An 18466-nucleotide genomic window follows, 5' to 3' on the forward strand; every position below is an offset into this window, starting at 1 on the left:
TATGAAGTACACAATCAGACAGCTCGCAGCTTCACTGCTGCTTAGCCTCGCCGCCAGCAGCAGCCAGGCCCTGACATCCTCCCCCGAGATCAACGCCTTTGCCGAGGAGATGGCAAAAAAACACGGTTTTGAGAGCAGCCAGATCACCCGCCTGCTAAGCCAGGCCAAGTTCCGGGATGACATCATCCGCGCCATCAGCCGCCCGGCAGAGTCGAAGGCGTGGCACGAATATCGCCCCATATTTCTTACCGAAGACCGCATCCGCGGCGGCATCAGCTTCTGGCGACAAAACCAGGCGCTGCTGGAGCAGGTCAGCCGTGAGTACGGTGTGCCGCCGGAGATCATTGTCGCCATTATCGGCGTGGAGACCCGCTATGGTCGCCACACCGGCCGCTATCGGGTGCTCGACGCCCTCACCACTCTCGCCTTCGGCTACCCCAAGCGGAGCAAATTTTTTCGCAGTGAACTGGAGCAGTTTCTGCTGCTGAGCCGTGAGGAACAGATCTCTCCGGCCGCATCCAAAGGCTCCTATGCCGGCGCCATGGGCATGCCGCAGTTCATCTCCAGCAGCTATCGCACCTACGCAGTCGACCATGACAAGGATGGCCACCGTGACCTGTGGAACAACAAGGCCGACGTCATTGCCAGTGTCGCCAACTATTTCAAGCGCCATGGCTGGCGGGCCGGCGAACCGATAGCCCTGCGGGTACGGGGCGGCAGCAAGGTCCATGAGAAATATGTGGAACGCGGCATGAAACCGGTTACCCCAGTAACAGAATTGCTCGCTTCAGGCCTGAAAGCCGAGCAGGCACCTCAACTGACAGGCGATGCTCTGGGCAGCCTGATCCGGCTCGATGCCGGGGAAGAAGACGAGTATTGGGTCGGGCTGCACAATTTCTACGTGATAACCCGCTACAATCACAGCAACCTCTATGCGATGGCCACCTATCAATTGAGCCGCGCCATCAAGAGAGCCAAAGAGGCCCGGGAGAGAGCGCCTCTCGATTGATCCTGACCCATCGGTAAATTGGCGCAATTGCAGTGAAGAGACGAGCGACCCGGTCGAGAAAACGATTTTTCAGTGGCAGATTGCGGCCACTGTTTTGGCCGGTCCTGCTACTCGCCCTCACCTGCTGTAGTATCGGCCCGTCGATCATCGAACAGGACATCGACGGCATCTCAAGCTCGATCCCAGCACCCAGCGACATCAACGCGATACCTGACGCGGTACCGAAAAAAGAGCCGCGCAGCCGCTACGGCAACGCCCCCTCCTACGTGGTACTTGGCAAGCGCTACCAAACCCTGAAGCAAAGTCGTGGCTATCGCGAGCGCGGCATCGCCTCCTGGTACGGCAGCAAATTCCACGGCCGGCGCACCTCCAGTGGCGAGATCTACAACATGTACGGCATGAGCGCGGCACACAAGAGCCTGCCGCTGCCAACCTATGCCCGGGTCACCAACCTGCGCAACGGCCGTAGCGTGGTAGTAAAAATCAACGACCGCGGCCCGTTCCATGCCAATCGCCTGATCGATCTCTCCTATACTGCAGCCTACAAACTTGGCATCGTTGGCCGAGGCACCGGACTGGTGGAGATCGAAGCGATCACCCCAGGCGCGCCCACCAAGCCGCCGAAGCGACCAGCTCGCAGCAAGCCCAAGGGCGACCCCAGTCTGTTCCTACAGGTGGGCGCCTTTGGCAACCAGCAAAATGCCCGGCGCCTGCAGCAGAGGATACTCAGCCAGCTCGACACACCAGTGCAGATCCGTCACTCCAGCTCCGAGCAGCAACCAGTCTACCGAGTGCAGATTGGGCCAATTCCCAACGTTGAGGGTGCTGACCGTCTCGCCCAACACCTGGATGAACTCGGCATCCACGACAGCCATGTGGTGATCCGCTGATCGCGGGAAACATTCCTCCCTCTCTCTCAATCAGAGATGTTTCCCTACACTCAACAAGCTCTTAAAATAGGCGCTCGCCGCGCCCCCAGAAACTCAATGAAACCTAATATGACCCTATTCCGCCCCCTGCTCATTCTTGCGTTAGTTACACTCAGCCTGACATTACAGGCTGCTGTGCCCATTCCATCCCCGCCCAAGGTCGCCGCCAGCGGCTATCTGCTGCTCGACTTTTACTCCGGCAAGATACTTGCTGAATCCAACGCCTCACAACGACTAGAGCCGGCCAGCCTGACCAAGATCATGACCGCCTACGCTGTGTTCCGCGAACTCAAGGAGGGCAACATCAACCTCACAGACGAGGTGCTGGTGAGTGAAAAGGCGTGGCGCACACCCGGCTCCCGGATGTTCATCGAGGTCGGCAAACGGGTCAAAGTGGAGGATCTGATCAAGGGCATGATCATCCAGTCGGGCAACGATGCCTGTGTCGCCCTGGCAGAACACATCGCCGGCAGCGAAGAGACCTTCGCCGAAGTCATGAACAACCATGCGCGCCGGCTCGGCATGCACGCCAGCCACTTCATCAACAGCACCGGCCTGCCCGACAAAGACCACTACACCACCCCAGAGGACATCGCCAAGGTCGCGATGGCCACCATCCGCGAGTTCCCCGACTACTACAAGTGGTACAGCGAGAAGTCCTTCGTCTTCAACAAGATCAAACAACACAACCGCAACAAGCTGCTGTGGCGCGACAACACTGTCGACGGCATGAAGACCGGCCACACCGAGGCCGCCGGCTACTGCCTGGTGGCATCCGCCCAGCGCGAGCAGATGCGCTTAATCTCGGTGGTAATGGGCACCAAGAGCGAGAAGGCACGCGCCTCTGCCAGTCAGGCGCTGCTCAACTACGGTTTCCGCTTCTTCGAGAGCCACCGCCTCTACAGTGCCGGCGAAACCCTTAACCGGGCGCGCATCTGGAAGGGCAACAAACCACAGATTGCGCTAGGGCTGGCCCACGACCTGCATGTCAGCATTCCCCACAAACAGTACAAAAAACTCAATGCGCAGCTCGACGTGATCCCCACCATTACCGCACCCGTGCAGCAGGGGCAGGAAGTGGGTCAGGTACGCATCGAACTAGCCGGCGAGACGATCGCCGAGGTACCGCTGATCGCACTGGAGAGCGTCGCGGAAGGCAATCTCTGGCAGAAGGCCAAAGACGCCGCCCTGATGTGGCTGGAGTAGAAGATGAGTAACGAGCAAGAGAGCCTACTGGAATTTCCCTGCAGCTTTCCGATCAAGGCGATGGGCAAGGCCGAACCCGGCTTCGATCTGATAATCGTTGAACTCATCCGCCGCCACGTGCCCGACCTGCACGAAGGCGCGGTGGTCAGCCGCACCAGCAAGGGCGGCAAGTGGGTCTCGGTCACCGTCACCATCAAGGCCAACAGCAAGGCGCAGCTTGATGCCATCTATCTCGACCTCAGCGCCCACGAGAAGGTCTACATGGCACTCTGAGCAGCTGACATGAACACCCTGCTTGTGCGTGAACTGGGCGTCCAGCCCTACCTGGACGTCTGGCAGGCGATGTGCGACTACACCGAACAGCGCGATCCCCAGAGCACCGACCAACTCTGGCTGCTCCAACATCCCCCAGTCTTCACCTTGGGCCAGGCAGGCAAGCCGGAGCACCTATTAAACCCAGGGGAGATCCCCATCGTACAGAGCGATCGCGGCGGCCAGGTCACCTATCACGGCCCTGGCCAGCTGATTGCCTATCTGATGCTCGACCTGCGCCGCGCCAAACTTGGCGTGCGCGCCTTGGTAACCCTACTGGAGCAGTCGGTGATCGAGCTGCTCGCCAAGCGGGGCATCACCTCAGAAGCCCGTGCCGACGCCCCCGGAGTCTATGTAGAGGGACGCAAGATCGCCGCCCTGGGTCTGCGCGTGCGACGTGGCTGCAGCTACCACGGCCTCAGCCTCAATGTGGCGATGGAAACCGAGCCCTTCAGCCGCATCAATCCTTGCGGCTATCCGGGGCTGGCGGTGACCCAGTTGTCAGAACTAGGATGCCACACGCCCATCCCCATCCTAGCCGTGGAATTGGCGCAACAACTGGCCGATCGACTGGAGTACACTCTGCGTTTTGACAGCGACACATCCCAATCCAGCCCCGATGAGTGAAACCAAAACCCACCAGCCACCTTCCCGCTCAACCCCCGATAGCCATCAACGCGGTGAGAGCAAGCTCGCCCGCATCCCGGTAAAGGTGGAACAGCGCGACAGCCTGCTACGCAAACCCAAATGGATTCGCGCCAAGGCGCCGCTGGGCAGCCAGGTCAATCGGGTGCGCAAGCTGCTGCGTGAACACAAGCTCAGTTCGGTCTGCGAAGAGGCCGCCTGCCCCAATCTGGGCGAATGTTTCCACAAGGGCACCGCCACCTTCATGATCATGGGGGATATTTGCACCCGCCGCTGTCCCTTCTGCGATGTCGCCCATGGCAAGCCACGCCCCCTCGATCCAGACGAACCCAGCCAGCTGGCGGAGGCAATCGCACAGATGGGGCTCAACTATGTGGTGATTACCTCGGTCGACCGGGACGACCTACGCGACGGCGGCGCCGGCCACTTCGCCAACTGCATCCGCGAGATCCGCCGACTGACGCCCAACACCCGCGTCGAGATCCTGGTGCCCGACTTTCGCGGCCGTCTGGAGGTCGCCTTACAGCAGCTCAGCCAGCAGCCGCCGGATGTCTTCAACCACAATCTGGAAACAGTGCCGCGACTCTACCAGCAGGCACGCCCCGGTGCCGACTACGCCTGGTCTCTGCAACTACTGCAGGCGTTCAAACAGGCCTGTCCACAGGTGCCCAGCAAATCGGGTCTGATGCTCGGTCTCGGCGAGGAGTTGACGGAGGTCGAACAGGTGATGCAAGATTTGCACGCTCACGGCTGCGACATGCTGACCCTTGGGCAATACCTGCAACCGAGCCGTGACCACCTGCCGGTGCAACGCTATGTCACCCCCAGAGAGTTCGATACACTACGCCAAAGCGGCGAGGCGATGGGCTTCAGCAACGTTGCCAGTGGCCCGCTGGTGCGCTCTTCCTACCACGCAGATCTGCAGGCCGATTCACTGTTTGTGCAGCGCTGACAACGGCAGCGTCCTTCATCGCAGATTGCTGAAGGGCTAAAATCTGTAATCAATTCATGTCACTATTCATCAGCCTGAGGCGACACAGCCCATGGACGTCATCACCCACCGCGCCATCGAGTACCTGCTGCTCCCCCCCGGTGGGCCGATTCTGCTCGGTTTTCTTGGGCTACTCTACTGGCGCTTTGGCTACGGCCGACGGGTATTTGTCTTCGCTCTGCTACTGCTGTGGGTCACCAGTCTGCCGATCACTGCCGATCTGCTCGCGCAGGGGCTGGAGATCCACCCCGCGCTCAGCGAAGAACGCCTGGCAGAGAGTCACCCCGAGGCGATCATCGTACTGGGCGGCGGACGCAATCTGGATGCTCCCGAGTATGGCGGCGACACGGTCAGCGCCCGCGAACTGGAGCGACTGCGCTATGCGGCCAAACTGGCGCGCCAGACCGGCCTGCCTGTGATCCCCAGCGGCGGCGCCCCGATCTATTTCGGCGAGCCCGAAGCGAAGATCGCAGCACGCATCCTGCAGGATGAGTTTGGGGTCAGCGTCAGCCAGATCGAAGCCGCCAGCAACACCACCTGGGATAACGCCCGCCTGAGTGCACAATTACTGAAAAAGCTCGGTATCAAGCAGGTGCTGCTGGTGACCAACGCACTGCACATGCGGCGCGCCATCTACGCCTTTGAACGCAATGGCGTGGAGGTGATTGCGGCCCCTACCAGCTTCATCCACAAAACCAACACCCGCCATGTCTGGCTCGAGGGACTACCCAATGGCCTGGCGGTGAAGAATGTCGCCTACGCCATGCACGAATATGTCGGACTACTCTGGTACTACTTCAAGTAGGCTCAGGCATGCATCATCCGGGAGGCCTGCCGGGTCACCTCATCGAACAGGGTTGAGAACGGCGCACCAAGGCTACACAGCGACTCCGGATGCCACTGCACCCCCATCACAAACTGCAACTGCGGGTGCTCAATCGCCTCCACCAGATCATCATCCGCCAAGGCGCTGATGCGCAGCTCAGCACCAAGCTGATCCACCGCCTGATGGTGAAAACTGTTCACCGCGATGCGTTCACGTCGCACCATGCCGAACAGGCTGGTGCCCGGCAAGATCGACACCTCATGGGCAATCCGGTCCCGCGGACGCAGCGGGTCATCATGCAGGATCGGGCTCTGCCGTTCGGCTTCGATATCCTGGATCAAATCACCGCCGCAGGCGACGTTGATCACCTGCATACCGCGACAGATACCTAACAGCGGCATCTCCAGATCAAGCGCCCGCTTCACCAACTCCAGCTCGAATTGATCCCGCTCCGGATTCGCCAGCAGTGGCTTGATCCGTGCATTACCGCCGTAGGAGGCCGGGTCAATATCCCCGCCACCGGAAAGCACCAGGGCATCGATCCGAGCCAGCACCGCCTTGATCTCCAATCCAGAGGTGGGCGCCAAAATCACCGGAATACCACCTGCCGCAACCACTCCACGCACATAGTCCCAGCGCAACAGGTAGTGTTCCGGCATGCGCGGATCATTGGCCGCAGTGATACCAATCAGGGGTGGTTTGGGCTTGCTCATGGCGGGCGACGTCTCTCATCAAACGGGAAAGTTCAGCCCTAAATATGGCAGATAATTCCTGCCCGTCTATCCCTCAGCAAAGTGGCGGTTCAATCGCCCTCATGCAGGTGGTTGTCGTAACGCTCCATCAGGTAGCAGAGACAATCCTGACGAATGATGCTGGCATCGGTGGTCAGCATCGATGGCATCACTGCTGTGCGCAGCCGCAGCTCACCATCCTCGACATGAAAATAGCGCTCGGTACGATCGATCCCCCGCTCATCACGCACATCCAGGAGCTTCGTACCAATCGGCCCGATGTGTGCCAATGCGGTGCCGACCGGCAGTTCGCGGAAGTTCATGTGGTCGATGTCGGAGTGGAACACGATATCTCCGACCGCACCGTCGAAACCGATACTCGCCTCCTCTCTAATCTTCACCTGGGCAACCGTGTGAAACAGGTCGATATCGTGCTCTGCCATCGGGTGTTGTGGATGTTCCGCCAGATGCAGACAGGCATCGAGATAGTCCATGGCATGCTCCACGCCGCGGCTCTCACCGACCCTGCCGCACTCTAGGGTCACCGAGGGGCAGAGTTCTGCCATCGCCATCGAGGTAACCCCCCGGGGGCGCAGAAAATAGACCACGGTACGCCCGAACAGGGCAGCAAGGTGGAGGAAACGAGGCTCAATACGGTTGACGCAGGCATAGTGCGGATTGAGCCCGGTATTATTGTGGATGTCGACACTGGCAAAGGGCTGGCGCCGGCGCATCTCCTCCACCACCTGCTGCATCAACCGCTGCTCAGGCAGCCCCTGGGCCTCAGAGCCGGGCCAGACCCGATTGTAGTCGGGTTGCCCCGGCAGACGGCGTACTCCCTGCGCCGCAGCAGTGAGATTGCCAATAAACAGGCTCAGAGCCCGCGGCAGCTCGCGCCCCCCGGCATAGCGCCGCAACAGCTGCCTGATCGCCTCCCAGCCCACCGTCTCATTACCGTGCATCAGCACCGAGACAAACAGCGGATCAGGTCGCGCCCCTGGCAGATGCAACAGGGTGGGGCCTTCGAGCAGAGACGCCAGCTGATCGGCCTGCCGATCAAGTAATCCGTCAGGGATAGAGAACGCTTGTTTCAGCATCGACCCTTGCAACCTCCTTCAGATCGACCATTGATAGACCGGTCTGCCGCTCTCCTGAGCCTCAAGATAGGCCTGGGTCAACGCTAGCATGTCATGGCCATGGCGCTCTACCCAGGCGCGCTGCCAGGCGGCTCCTGTCTGCCGTGTCTCCACCCGCCCGCGAATGATGCCCAGCCAGTGTTCGATCTCAGCCGGCTCCACCCCCAGTGCCGCAAGCCCCGACTCGGCAGCCGGCAGCAGCTGTCCGAGCGCCAGCTCAGCGAGCGGCACCCTCTGCCAGTCAAACCAGAATATCTCAGCATCCAGCCCACGCCGCGCGGCGGCGTAGAAATTGCTCCTGGCACGGATAAAGCCGAGCTTTTGCTCTGCCGCCTGCTGGGTCTTCGCCAGCTGGTAGATCAGACCAAAGAAGAGCGCGGCATTGGCGATGCTATCCGTCACGCTGGGGCCTGCTGGCACCACCCGGTGCTCGATCCGCAGCTGCGCCTGGCCCGCCTCATCGAAGGCGATCAACGGCCGATTCCAGCGCCAGATAGTGCCGTTGTGCAGGCGCAGATGGGCAAGCCGTTCAACCGGCTCATCCATCAGCTTCGGCAGCAACACCGGGTAGCGCTCTAGATTGGCCGTGAAGCTCTCCATGATCGAGTCGTTCACGTAGCGCACGCCAAAGCTGACCCGCTTGGTGAGATCCGAGCCGCCGACCGAGATCGACTGCTCAAACAGCGGGATGCGGGTCTCATCCCACAGATCCCGGCCAAACAGAAAGGGGGAGTTGGCCGACAGCGCCACCATCGGTGCCGAGACCATCTTTGCTAGATTGTAGAAACGCGCCATCTCCGCACCACCCACCTGCAGATGGATCTGAAATGAGGTAGTGGCCGACTCCAGCATCACATCCTGATGACTCAACTGCAGCTGATCCCGACCGCTGATATCGAGCTCAACCGGCTCCCCCCGACGCAGCCGGAAGACCTGCTCGTTGAGCGCACGGTAGCGATTCAGTGGCGACATATTAGCCAGACTGAGATCAGACTGGCGCAGGCTTGGCAGAATGCCGATCATGCCTGGACGGACATCCAGCGGCGCGCCGGCATCCCGGCATTGGCACCAAAGCTGCTGCAACTCTGCCGCCATCTCGGAAAAGACTGTTCCTCTAATCGCGCGCGGAGTACTGTTGAGCTCCACATTGAAGGTGGCTAGTTCGGGCACCACCAACGGGTTGTCGAGGGCCTGCAAAAAGGGTTGATTGAGTGGTGCAGGATAGCCACTACCATCCACCAGCCAGGCCTCCAGCTCAAATCCACCGCTGTGCCCAACCGACGCAAAACGGCCCTCTCTGAACCACTCGGCGAGGAGCCGGGTCTCTGCCTTCAGCCGCTGCCGAAACTCGCGGAAGTCATCCGGGGAAAAGATGCTTGAGCTGATCTCCTGGCCCATGGTCGAGTTTATCCTGTGAGTTTGCGCTCCAGCTCTTGCAAGCGTTGCGGAGTGCCGACATCGATCCAGCGACCATGATGTTCAGCGCCGGCCACCCGGCCCTGAGCCATCGCATTCCGCAACAGTGGCGCCAGCGGGAAGCGGCCAGCCCGGCAGCCTTCAAACAGCGCCGGACGATAGAGGCCGATGCCACTGAAGGTCAGCTTTGGACTGCCCTGGTCATCCAGCCGCCCCGCCTGCAGATGAAAATCCCCCCCTGGGTGGTGGTCCGGATTGGCGACCATCAGTAGCTGTGCCAGATCTCCTCCGGCCAGCTGTAGGCGGCTGGGATCGAAGTCGCACCAGACATCGCCGTTGACCACCAGGAAGGGCGCCTCTCCCAGTAAAGGTAGCGCACGATAGATGCCGCCGCCGGTCTCCAGCGCCTCGGCTTCGGGGGAGTAGCGGATTGAAACCCCAAACTGCGCCCCATCACCCAGCCAGGCCTCGATCTGTTCACCCAGGTGAGCATGGTTGATCACCAACTCACGCACGCCGGCACGGGCCAGATTTTCGATGTGGTACTGGATCAGCGGCTTGCCCGCCACTGACAGCAGCGGCTTGGGGGTATGGTCGGTGAGCGGGCGCATGCGCTCGCCGCGCCCGGCCGCGAGGATCATCGCCTTCATCGCATCAGGTTTGCTGGGGGAACGCTGCAGTCACGGCATGCTGCCTGGCGTCAGGATAAAACCCGGGGCGCGGTGGCAACCAGGTCAGTCATTACCTCAACGCCGCATCGCGTCGAAGAACTCCTGATTGGTCTTGGAGACCTTGAGCTTGTCGAAGAGGAACTCCATCGCCGCCAGTTCATCCATAGGATGCAGGATTTTGCGCAGGATCCACATCTTCTGCAGATCGCCCTCTTTCATCAGCAGCTCCTCGCGGCGGGTGCCAGAGCGGTTGATGTTGATGGCGGGGAAGATGCGCTTCTCGGCGATGCGGCGATCCAGGTGGACCTCCATGTTGCCGGTGCCCTTGAACTCCTCGTAGATCACATCGTCCATGCGCGAGCCGGTCTCCACCAGGGCGGTGGCGATGATGGTCAGGCTGCCGCCCTCCTCCACGTTGCGCGCGGCGCCGAAGAAACGCTTGGGACGGTGCAGGGCGTTGGCGTCGACACCACCGGTCAGCACCTTGCCGGAGGAGGGGATGACGGTGTTGTAGGCGCGCGCCAGGCGTGTGATGGAGTCGAGTAGGATCACCACGTCCATCTTGTGCTCGACCAGCCGCTTGGCTTTCTCGATCACCATCTCGGCGACCTGCACGTGGCGGGTGGCCGGCTCGTCGAAGGTGGAGGAGATCACCTCACCGCGCACCGAGCGGGCCATCTCGGTCACCTCTTCCGGACGCTCGTCGATCAGCAGCACGATCAGGTAGCACTCGGGGTGGTTGTAGGCGATCGACTGGGCGATATTCTGCAGCATCATGGTCTTGCCCGCCTTGGGCGGAGAGACGATCAGGCCGCGCTGCCCCTTGCCGATCGGGGCACAGAGTTCGATGGTGCGGGCGGTGATGTCCTCGGTGCTGCCGTTACCCTTTTCCAGAGTGAACTTCTGGTTGGCGAACAACGGAGTGAAGTTCTCGAACAGGATCTTGTTCTTGGCGTTCTCCGGCTTGTCGAAGTTGATCTCGGAGACCTTGAGCAGCGCGAAGTAGCGCTCGCCATCCTTTGGCGGGCGAATCTTACCGGAGATGGTGTCGCCGGTACGCAGGCTGAAACGGCGGATCTGACTCGGTGAGACATAGATATCGTCTGGCCCGGCCAGGTAAGAGCTGTCGCCCGAACGCAGAAAACCAAAACCATCCGGCAGGATCTCCAGCACCCCATCGCCGTAGATGTCCTCGCCCTTCTTCGCATGGGCCTTGAGGATGGCGAAAATCAGATCCTGTTTACGGGTACGCGCCATGCCCTCGATCTTCATATCGCGCGCGAGGTCGGCCAGTTCTGGGACCGGCATCTTTTTAAGTTCAGTCAGGTTCATGGTGTTTTGGGATGGTTTTGAGTTGATGGGATCGGCGGGAAAAGAGAGTCGCCCCCGATATGGGGACAAGCCGAGAAAAAGTATCTTCAGATTTTGATGGGGGCGATCTGCGTGCGGATTCGCGTTGCGGGAAGTCTAGCAGGCATTCGTGACGCGTCCAGTCACCAGGCTTCTGCCAGCGCTCAGAGATTACTGTCGATAAACGCGGTCAGCTGTGATTTGGAGACCGCGCCCACCTTGGTCGCCTCAACCTCGCCATTCTTGAACAGCATCAGCGTGGGGATACCACGGATACCGTACTGGGGCGGGGTGTTGGAATTATCATCAATATTCAGCTTGGCGACCTTGAGCTTGCCGGAGTATTCGGCCGCGATCTCATCCAGCACCGGTGCGATCATTTTGCAGGGGCCACACCACTCCGCCCAATAGTCAATCAGGACCGGCAGGGTTGACTGCAGCACATCTGACTCGAAAGAGTCGTCCGTCACATGAACAATCTGTCCACTCACGTTGGGTTTCTCCAAAAAGATCTGGGAAGACACCAGGCACCGCATGGTGCTCTGTGTTTGGGTTCCTAGAAGCAGGTAAATCAGGTGAATTCACGCCACAAACAGTGACGAGTCGCTTATTGGATCGAAAAAATCCCACTAATTCAAGTCCAAAGTTCACAAAAATTGGGTTATCCTTGCCCGCCATGAGCAAAACACACTTGACAGACACACGATTCGACCAATTCGATCTCGCCCCTGAACTCCTGCAGGGCATCACCGAGGCAGGCTTCATCCAGTGCACCCCGATCCAGGCAGAGACCCTGCCAATCGCCCTCGCCGGCAACGATGTCGCCGGCCAGGCGCAGACCGGCACCGGCAAGACCGCTGCCTTCCTAGTCGCGACCCTGCAGCACCTGATCGACCACCCCAGCAGCGAACAACGCCGGCCCAACCAACCCCGCGCACTGATGCTCGCCCCGACCCGCGAACTAGCAGTGCAGATCCACAAAGACGCCGAGGCACTCTGCAAGCATACCGACTTCACCACTGCCGCGGTATATGGCGGCACCGGCTACGAACAGCAGCGCAATCAGCTGCAGCAAGGCGTTGATATCCTGGTCGGCACCCCCGGACGACTGATCGACTACTTCAAACAGCATGTATACAACCTCAATGAGATCCAGGTGGTAGTGCTGGATGAGGCGGACCGCATGTTCGACCTCGGCTTCATCAAGGACATCCGTTACCTGCTGCGGCGCTGCCCGGGCCCAACCCGCCGCCTCGGCATGCTGTTCTCCGCCACCCTCTCCTACCGGGTGCAAGAGCTCGCCTACGAACACATGAACAACCCGCAGCATGTGGAGGTGCAACCAGAACAGGTCACCGCTGAGAAAGTGCGAGAGATCGGCTACATGGTTGCCAACGAGGAGAAGATCCCGCTGCTGATCGGCCTGCTGCGCAGGCAAGAGGCGAGCCGCACCATCGTCTTCGTCAACACCAAACGGGTCGCGGACAAGGTCTGGGGCTTCCTGCAGGGCAACCAGATCGACACTGCGGTGCTCTCCGGCGATGTGCCACAGAAAAAACGCCTCAACCTGCTCAACAAATTTCAGTCCGGTGAACTATCGGTACTGGTCGCCACCGACGTGGCGGCGCGCGGCCTGCACATCCCGGATGTCACCCACGTAGTCAACTACGATCTGCCGGAGGATGCGGAAGACTATGTGCACCGTATCGGCCGCACCGCCCGCGCCGGCGCCAGCGGCGACGCCATCAGCTTCGCCTGCGAGACCTACGCCTTCTCCCTTCCCGACATCGCCAAGTACACCGGCCACGCCATCCCGATGGAGACGGTCTCCGCCGAACTGCTGGCAGAGGTCGACCCAAAGAGCCGCATCTACCCGGACCGCAGCAAGCGTGTGCAGCATCGCAGCAAGGATGGCCGTAAGCACCACGGCAGAGGCCACAGTAGTGGTCATCATAAAAAGCACGACGAAAACAGGGCCGAGGGTGACAAGCCCAAACGCCATCGGCACCGGCACCATCCGGAGGGCACATCAAAAAACCCGCAGTAACCCGAGTGGATGACAAGTGTGGCCGCTGCAGCGGTTCAAAATGCTGCAGCTACACCACCGAGGCCCTCGGCGTCGCACCACGCTCCAAGGTCGATTTCGAGCACCTGCTGTGGCAGATCTCCCACCAGGGGGTGGAGATCTATAAAGATGAGGATGGCTGGTTTCTGTTGTTCCAGGCCCGCTGCGAACACATCCAGCCGAGCGGCGCCTGCGGTATCTACGCCGAGCGCCCGCAGATCTGTCGCGACTACAGCAACGACTGGTGCGAACTCGACGCCCCGGCGGAAGCGGGCTTCGAGCTCCACTTCCGCAACTACCGTGAGCTACTCGACTACTGTAAAAAACGCTTCAAGACCTGGGGACGATAGGTCGTCAGCAGCGCGAGTAGAAAACCACGCAAGAGGCTGAGCCAAACAGCAGCGCCCCACACTGCATTGCAGTCGTAAGCCGATCTGCCTGCTGAACCCATACCCCAATCTGAGCCAACGGCCACGTGATTTTTCCGCGGCAGCAGCTATAATCCGCGACCCGAAAATCCGAACTCCAGCCACCCCGAACCCCATGAACCTCAGCGCAGCCAGCCTCCAGAACCGTTTCATCTCAATCCGCGAAAACAAGGGCTTCGAGACCTTCGTAATCCTGGTGATCCTGATCTCAGCGATGGTAATCGGCGCCAAGACCTACGCCATCCCGCCGACTCTGAGCAGAGTCTTCGCAATCCTCGATATCGGCATTACCCTGTTCTTTCTGCTGGAAATCAGCATCCGCATAATCGCCGAGCAGAGTCTGAAACGCTTCTTCAGCAAGGCCTGGAATGTCTTTGATTTCATCATCGTGGTGGCCAGCCTAATTCCGGTGGAGGATAGTGAGGCGGCGCTACTCGGGCGACTGCTGCGCATCTTCCGGGTGCTGCGGCTGATCTCCATCATCCCGGAGCTACGGGTGTTGCTGAACGCCTTTGTCACCGCGATCCCGCGCATGGGCTACGTCTCGCTGCTGATGTTCATCATCTTCTATATCTACGCCGCAGCGGGCAGCATGTTCTTCCACACCATCAACCCGGAGCTGTGGGAGAACATCACCATCGCCATGCTGACCCTGTTCCGCGTCGCCACCTTCGAGGACTGGACCGACGTGATGTACGAGACCATGGCCGTCTATCCACTGAGCTGGAGCTACTATCTCTCCTTCATCTTCATCGTCGCCTTCGTTTTCCTGAACATGATGATCGGCATCGTGCTGGAGACCCTGCAACGGGAGCATGAGCAGTTCGCCCGGGATACCGGCGAGGGCGAGGCCGGCGAGGTGCACAACATCGAGACGCGCACCCTGCAGATGGATGAACGGCTACAGCGGATGGAGCAGATGCTGGCACAGATCAGCGCCAGCCAGGACGCCAAAAAGAGCTGATCAGCAGACCGAACGCAGACCCGCCATCACCTCGGAGAAGTCGTGAATGGCTGGGATCTCTCCCGCCTCACGCAGCGGCCCCTTGGAGTCTGGCTTGAGGATCGCCAGCAGCCAGCGGATGCCATAGCCCCGGGCCGATGCAAGCACCGAGGGGCTGTCATCAACAAACAGGGTGCGTTCACGATCAAACGGCTCCAGTGCCTGCAGCTTATCCCAGAACGCAGGATCCTCCTTCGGCAGACCCAGATCATGGGCGGTGACGATGTGATCGAAAAAGCCCGCCAGGCGGGTCCGCTCCATCTTCAACGCCAACGCCTTCTGGTGGGCGTTGGTCACCAACACCCGGCGCTTACCGGCGCACATCAGCTGATCGAGAAAATCGACCACATGCGGATGCACCTGGATCAGATGCTCCACCTCCGCCTTCAACAGCGCAATATCGAGCCCCAGCTCGCGGCTCCAGTGGTCGACACAGTACCACTCCAGAGTCCCCTCGATGCTCTTGTAGCGAGCCATCAGCTGATCCTTGGCCTCCGCATATTCCAGACTACGGGTCTCTGCGTAACGCTGTGGCACGTACTCCAGCCAGAAGTGGTTGTCGAAGTGCAGATCAAGCAGGGTGCCATCCATGTCGAGCAACACGGTATCGATTTGCTGCCAGTCAATCATCGTCAAAAGTCGGCTCCATGTTAGGCTGTGCCACCCCAGCTGGTTGCAACGAAACGAGCTCGATCATGCCACAAAAACCAAAGATCCTCAGCCGCCGCCAAGTAGTCCAGTCCCGCATCTTCCGTGTCGAGGAGATGGAGATCGAATACGCCAACGGTGAGCGCCGCACCCACGAACGGCTGCTTGGCGGCAGCAGCGGCTCGGTGCTGATCGTACCGATGCTCGACGAGGATACGGTGCTGCTGATCCGTGAATACGCCAGCGGCACCGACAACTATCAGCTCGGTCTGCCGAAGGGGCGCATCGAGGCCGGCGAGACGCCGTTGGCGGCGGCTGGGCGGGAGATCCGCGAGGAGACCGGCTACGCGGCGCGAAACCTGGAACTACTGCGCACTGTGACCATCGTACCCTCCTACATCCAGCACAATACCCATGTTATTCTGGCGCGCGATCTCTACCCGGACCGGCTCGAAGGGGATGAACCCGAGCCCATCGAGGTGGTCCCCTGGAGACTCTCAAACTGGCAGCAACTGCTGGCCCAACCCGATTTTACCGAGGCGCGCTCGATCGCCGCGCTCTGCCTGACAAGGGAATATCTGCAATGACCACACCGATCTCCATGGACCAACTCCTCGAACTCGCCAAACAGGCCGGCGACGCAATCATGGAGGTCTACAACTCCGACGACTTTGGCATCGAGCAGAAGGCTGACGACTCCCCCCTAACCAAGGCCGACCTCGCCTCCCACCAGATCATCGTCGAGGCATTGGAACGCCTCACCCCGGAGATCCCGGTGCTCTCGGAGGAGTCCGCCAAGATCCCCTTTAAGACCCGCCAGAGCTGGAACCGCTACTGGCTGATCGACCCGCTCGACGGCACCCGCGAGTTCGTCAAACGCAATGGCGAGTTCACCGTCAACATCGCCCTGGTGGAAAATCAGCAGGCGACGCTCGGCGTGATCTATGCGCCGGTGCTGGAGCGCTTCTACTACGGCGTACTTGGCGAGGGGGCGTGGAAAAAACAGGGCCCGGCAGAGGCCGAGGCGATTCAGGTGCAAGCCAAGCTGCGCAGTCCAGCGATCGTCGCCGGCAGCCGCTCCCACGCCGGCAATTCGCTGATCAAATTCCTCGAAAACATCGGCCCTCACCAGCTGACATCCATGGGCAGCTCGCTGAAGTTCTGCCTGGTGGCCGAGGGCAGCGCCGATCTCTACCCACGCCTTGGCCTCACCTCCGAGTGGGACACCGCCGCTGCGCAGGCGGTAGTGGAGGCTGCCGGCGGCAAAATCACCATGCTCGATATGCAGCCGCTGCGCTACAACACCAAAGATTCGCTGCTCAACCCCTTCTTCTTCGTGTTCGGCGACAGCAGCGTCGACTGGTCGCAATACCTCGAACGCGAAAAGGAGTAATCCGAGTCCACTCTGCATATACTTGGACAAAACGTTCCGGCCAGAGTGGTCGGAACAGAACCAGCCGCTACACCAACAACAACTACCGGCGGCAGGCAGACTGATTGTTCCGGGCGCATTGGAAAAACAAACCACCAAGAGCTGTCCGCATGAAACACCATCGATCCCTCCTGCCCCTGCTGCTGTGGGGCAGCCTGCTATTGTCCGCACTCCCGGCTCTTGCTGCCGAAGATACCAAAGATCTCTTCGCCTTCGATGACTTTCCCCTGGAGGAGCCGCTCAGCCACCCCGACTGGTTCAAACACAGCTTCCTCGACCTGCAGGAGGATCTGGCCGATGTCCAACAGAGCGGCAAGCAAGGGCTGATCCTCTACTTCGGCCAGCAGCGCTGCGCCTACTGCAAGATGCTTCTGCAGGTGAACTTCGGTCTCTCTGACATCACCGCCTACACCCGCCGCCACTTCGAGGTGGTCGCAATCAACATCTGGGGCATCGACGAGGTCACCGACCTGGCTGGCGAGCTGCTCACGGAGCGGGAACTGGCCCAGCGCGAGAACACCACTTTCACTCCCTCGCTGATCTTCTACGATGAGGAAGGCCACGAGGCACTGCGGTTGCGCGGCTACTACCCACCCTACCAGTTTCGTGCTGCACTGGAGTATGTGGCCGACCGCCACTACCAGAGAGAGAGCTTTCCCGACTACCTGGCCCGCGCCGACGAGGCGACCCACTTCGAGCCCGGCGAGCTCAACGAGGAGTCCTTCTTCCTGCCGCCACCGCACAACCTCGACCGCTCCCGCTTCCCCGGCGAGCGCCCGCTGGCGGTCTTCTTCGAGCAGGGTGAGTGCCACGCCTGTGATGTGCTGCATGGCCAGCCGCTACGCGAACCCGCCATCAACAGGCTGTTCCAGCGGTTCGACAACGTGCAGCTCGACATCAACGCCGACACCCCTATCGTCATCCCCGACGGCAGACGCTCCACGGCGAAGCAGTGGGCGAAAGAACTTGGCCTCTTCTACACCCCGTCGCTGCTGTTCTTCGACGAACAGGGCAATGAGATCATCCGGGTCGACTCGGTGGTGCGCTTCTACCGGCTGCGCAACGTGGCCAACTACATCAACAGCCGCGGCTATCTCAGCGAGCCCGACTACCAACGCTGGCGGGTCTCCAACGCTCCCTAGTGGCAGAAGCGGCTCAGATAATCCTCATACTCATCCTGGCGCTGGTGCAGACGGGCGCTGTGCGACGCCTTGTAGCCGGCCCGCAACCGGTTCTCGACCCGCTGCAGCTTCTGCTCGGTACGAAAACAGCGCTCCTGTTGGCGTTTGCGCGCCCGCTCAGCCGCCCCGGCATTCGATTTTTTACGTCGCAATTTGCGTTTCTTGGCGGCAGCGGGGCGCTGCGCCGGCGCTTCAAAACCGCGAGTCTGCTCCACCACCCGGGTCTCGCTCTGCACCCCCTGCTGGCAGGGGCGCTGGCGAAACTCCACCGCACCATCCGCCATGGTACAGCGGTAGATCGACTCATCCGCTGCTGCCGTCACCGGCACACCGATCCACCCTACACACAAGCCGACACCCAACACCAAGCCGGCGAAACATCCCTGTCGCATCGCACTCTCCCTGAGTTATCCAATCCCTGACGACCAATCAGATAGTAGTCGCCACTCTTCAAGTATCAAACAGAAGCGCCGCTAACACGCCCAGT

General features: G+C 60.5%; 21 protein-coding genes. 13 read left to right on the forward strand and 8 right to left on the reverse strand.

Going from position 1 to position 18466, the window contains the following annotated elements:
- Position 1 precedes the first annotated feature (1 nt).
- The 7 genes from mltB to L0Y14_RS15110 all read left to right on the forward strand — a co-directional run bounded on the left by mltB (position 2) and on the right by L0Y14_RS15110 (position 5897).
- Entirely contained in the window at positions 2 to 1009 is a 1008-nt protein-coding gene (gene mltB, locus L0Y14_RS15080; RefSeq protein WP_005962790.1) for a lytic murein transglycosylase B, read from the forward strand.
- 80 nt (positions 1010 to 1089) lie between these two features.
- The gene (locus L0Y14_RS15085) at positions 1090 to 1899 is read left to right on the forward strand and encodes a septal ring lytic transglycosylase RlpA family protein (protein ID WP_006474902.1); all 810 of its coding nucleotides are present in this window, start codon (positions 1090 to 1092) and stop codon (positions 1897 to 1899) included.
- A 96-nt stretch (positions 1900 to 1995) separates the two neighbouring features.
- Positions 1996 to 3144: a D-alanyl-D-alanine carboxypeptidase family protein gene (locus tag L0Y14_RS15090; RefSeq protein ID WP_240992067.1), complete on the forward strand. Its 1149-nt coding sequence runs from the start codon at positions 1996 to 1998 to the stop codon at positions 3142 to 3144.
- Positions 3145 to 3147: 3 nt separating this feature from the next.
- A complete protein-coding gene (locus tag L0Y14_RS15095; RefSeq protein ID WP_005962779.1) occupies positions 3148 to 3417 on the forward strand; it encodes a YbeD family protein in 270 nt (89 codons plus the stop codon).
- 9 nt (positions 3418 to 3426) lie between these two features.
- Positions 3427 to 4083, forward strand: coding sequence for a lipoyl(octanoyl) transferase LipB (gene lipB / locus L0Y14_RS15100; protein ID WP_005962776.1), 657 nt, complete (start codon positions 3427 to 3429; stop codon positions 4081 to 4083).
- Positions 4076 to 5053 carry a lipoyl synthase gene (gene lipA / locus L0Y14_RS15105; protein ID WP_006474900.1) on the forward strand — a complete coding sequence of 326 codons (978 nt, stop codon included), beginning with the start codon at positions 4076 to 4078 and terminating at the stop codon, positions 5051 to 5053. Before lipB ends, lipA begins: the two co-directional genes overlap by 8 nt.
- A gap of 91 nt (positions 5054 to 5144) precedes the next feature.
- Positions 5145 to 5897: a YdcF family protein gene (locus L0Y14_RS15110; RefSeq protein ID WP_005962771.1), complete on the forward strand. Its 753-nt coding sequence runs from the start codon at positions 5145 to 5147 to the stop codon at positions 5895 to 5897.
- Positions 5898 to 5899: 2 nt separating this feature from the next.
- Here L0Y14_RS15110 and L0Y14_RS15115 read toward each other — a convergent pair whose 3' ends face one another.
- From L0Y14_RS15115 to trxA, 6 genes are all read right to left on the reverse strand, one after another.
- Entirely contained in the window at positions 5900 to 6631 is a 732-nt protein-coding gene (locus L0Y14_RS15115; RefSeq protein ID WP_005962767.1) for a gamma-glutamyl-gamma-aminobutyrate hydrolase family protein, read from the reverse strand.
- Between the two features lie 89 nt (positions 6632 to 6720).
- A complete protein-coding gene (locus L0Y14_RS15120; RefSeq protein ID WP_006474899.1) occupies positions 6721 to 7746 on the reverse strand; it encodes a M14 family metallopeptidase in 1026 nt (341 codons plus the stop codon).
- An 18-nt stretch (positions 7747 to 7764) separates the two neighbouring features.
- Positions 7765 to 9183: a glutamate-cysteine ligase family protein gene (locus L0Y14_RS15125; RefSeq protein WP_006474898.1), complete on the reverse strand. Its 1419-nt coding sequence runs from the start codon at positions 9181 to 9183 to the stop codon at positions 7765 to 7767.
- Positions 9184 to 9191: 8 nt separating this feature from the next.
- Positions 9192 to 9851, reverse strand: coding sequence for an N-acetylmuramate alpha-1-phosphate uridylyltransferase MurU (gene murU / locus L0Y14_RS15130; RefSeq protein ID WP_005966466.1), 660 nt, complete (start codon positions 9849 to 9851; stop codon positions 9192 to 9194).
- 96 nt (positions 9852 to 9947) lie between these two features.
- Positions 9948 to 11204 (reverse strand): transcription termination factor Rho, encoded by a 1257-nt coding sequence (rho, locus tag L0Y14_RS15135; RefSeq protein WP_006474897.1) that lies wholly within the window; start codon positions 11202 to 11204, stop codon positions 9948 to 9950.
- A gap of 182 nt (positions 11205 to 11386) precedes the next feature.
- Positions 11387 to 11713: a thioredoxin TrxA gene (trxA, locus tag L0Y14_RS15140; RefSeq protein WP_006474896.1), complete on the reverse strand. Its 327-nt coding sequence runs from the start codon at positions 11711 to 11713 to the stop codon at positions 11387 to 11389.
- A 200-nt stretch (positions 11714 to 11913) separates the two neighbouring features.
- On the opposite strand from trxA, the gene rhlB reads away from it, so the two are divergent.
- The 3 genes from rhlB (at position 11914) to L0Y14_RS15155 (ending at position 14679) form a co-directional block, all read left to right on the forward strand.
- On the forward strand, positions 11914 to 13269 hold the full coding sequence (rhlB, locus tag L0Y14_RS15145; protein ID WP_006474895.1) for an ATP-dependent RNA helicase RhlB: 1356 nt from the start codon (positions 11914 to 11916) through the stop codon (positions 13267 to 13269).
- Between the two features lie 5 nt (positions 13270 to 13274).
- On the forward strand, positions 13275 to 13637 hold the full coding sequence (locus L0Y14_RS15150) for a YkgJ family cysteine cluster protein (protein ID WP_006474894.1): 363 nt from the start codon (positions 13275 to 13277) through the stop codon (positions 13635 to 13637).
- Positions 13638 to 13830: 193 nt separating this feature from the next.
- The gene (locus L0Y14_RS15155) at positions 13831 to 14679 is read left to right on the forward strand and encodes an ion transporter (protein ID WP_006474893.1); all 849 of its coding nucleotides are present in this window, start codon (positions 13831 to 13833) and stop codon (positions 14677 to 14679) included.
- On the opposite strand, the gene yrfG is transcribed toward L0Y14_RS15155, so the two are convergent.
- Positions 14680 to 15348, reverse strand: coding sequence for a GMP/IMP nucleotidase (yrfG, locus tag L0Y14_RS15160; protein ID WP_006474892.1), 669 nt, complete (start codon positions 15346 to 15348; stop codon positions 14680 to 14682).
- A gap of 65 nt (positions 15349 to 15413) precedes the next feature.
- Here yrfG and nudE point away from each other — a divergent pair, with 65 nt between their 5' ends.
- The 3 genes from nudE (at position 15414) to L0Y14_RS15175 (ending at position 17940) form a co-directional block, all read left to right on the forward strand.
- Positions 15414 to 15953 (forward strand): ADP compounds hydrolase NudE, encoded by a 540-nt coding sequence (gene nudE, locus L0Y14_RS15165; protein WP_006474891.1) that lies wholly within the window; start codon positions 15414 to 15416, stop codon positions 15951 to 15953.
- The gene (gene cysQ, locus L0Y14_RS15170) at positions 15950 to 16759 is read left to right on the forward strand and encodes a 3'(2'),5'-bisphosphate nucleotidase CysQ (protein ID WP_006474890.1); all 810 of its coding nucleotides are present in this window, start codon (positions 15950 to 15952) and stop codon (positions 16757 to 16759) included. Before nudE ends, cysQ begins: the two co-directional genes overlap by 4 nt.
- Before the next feature lie 149 nt (positions 16760 to 16908).
- A complete protein-coding gene (locus tag L0Y14_RS15175; protein WP_006474889.1) occupies positions 16909 to 17940 on the forward strand; it encodes a thioredoxin family protein in 1032 nt (343 codons plus the stop codon).
- Here the strand turns inward: L0Y14_RS15175 and L0Y14_RS15180 are convergent.
- Positions 17937 to 18371: a hypothetical protein gene (locus L0Y14_RS15180; RefSeq protein ID WP_005958611.1), complete on the reverse strand. Its 435-nt coding sequence runs from the start codon at positions 18369 to 18371 to the stop codon at positions 17937 to 17939. The two genes, L0Y14_RS15175 and L0Y14_RS15180, sit on opposite strands and share 4 nt — an antisense overlap.
- Positions 18372 to 18466 lie beyond the last annotated feature (95 nt).

This window comes from Candidatus Endoriftia persephonae, from assembly GCF_023733635.1.
Classification (GTDB): Bacteria; Pseudomonadota; Gammaproteobacteria; order Chromatiales; family Chromatiaceae; genus Endoriftia; species Endoriftia persephonae.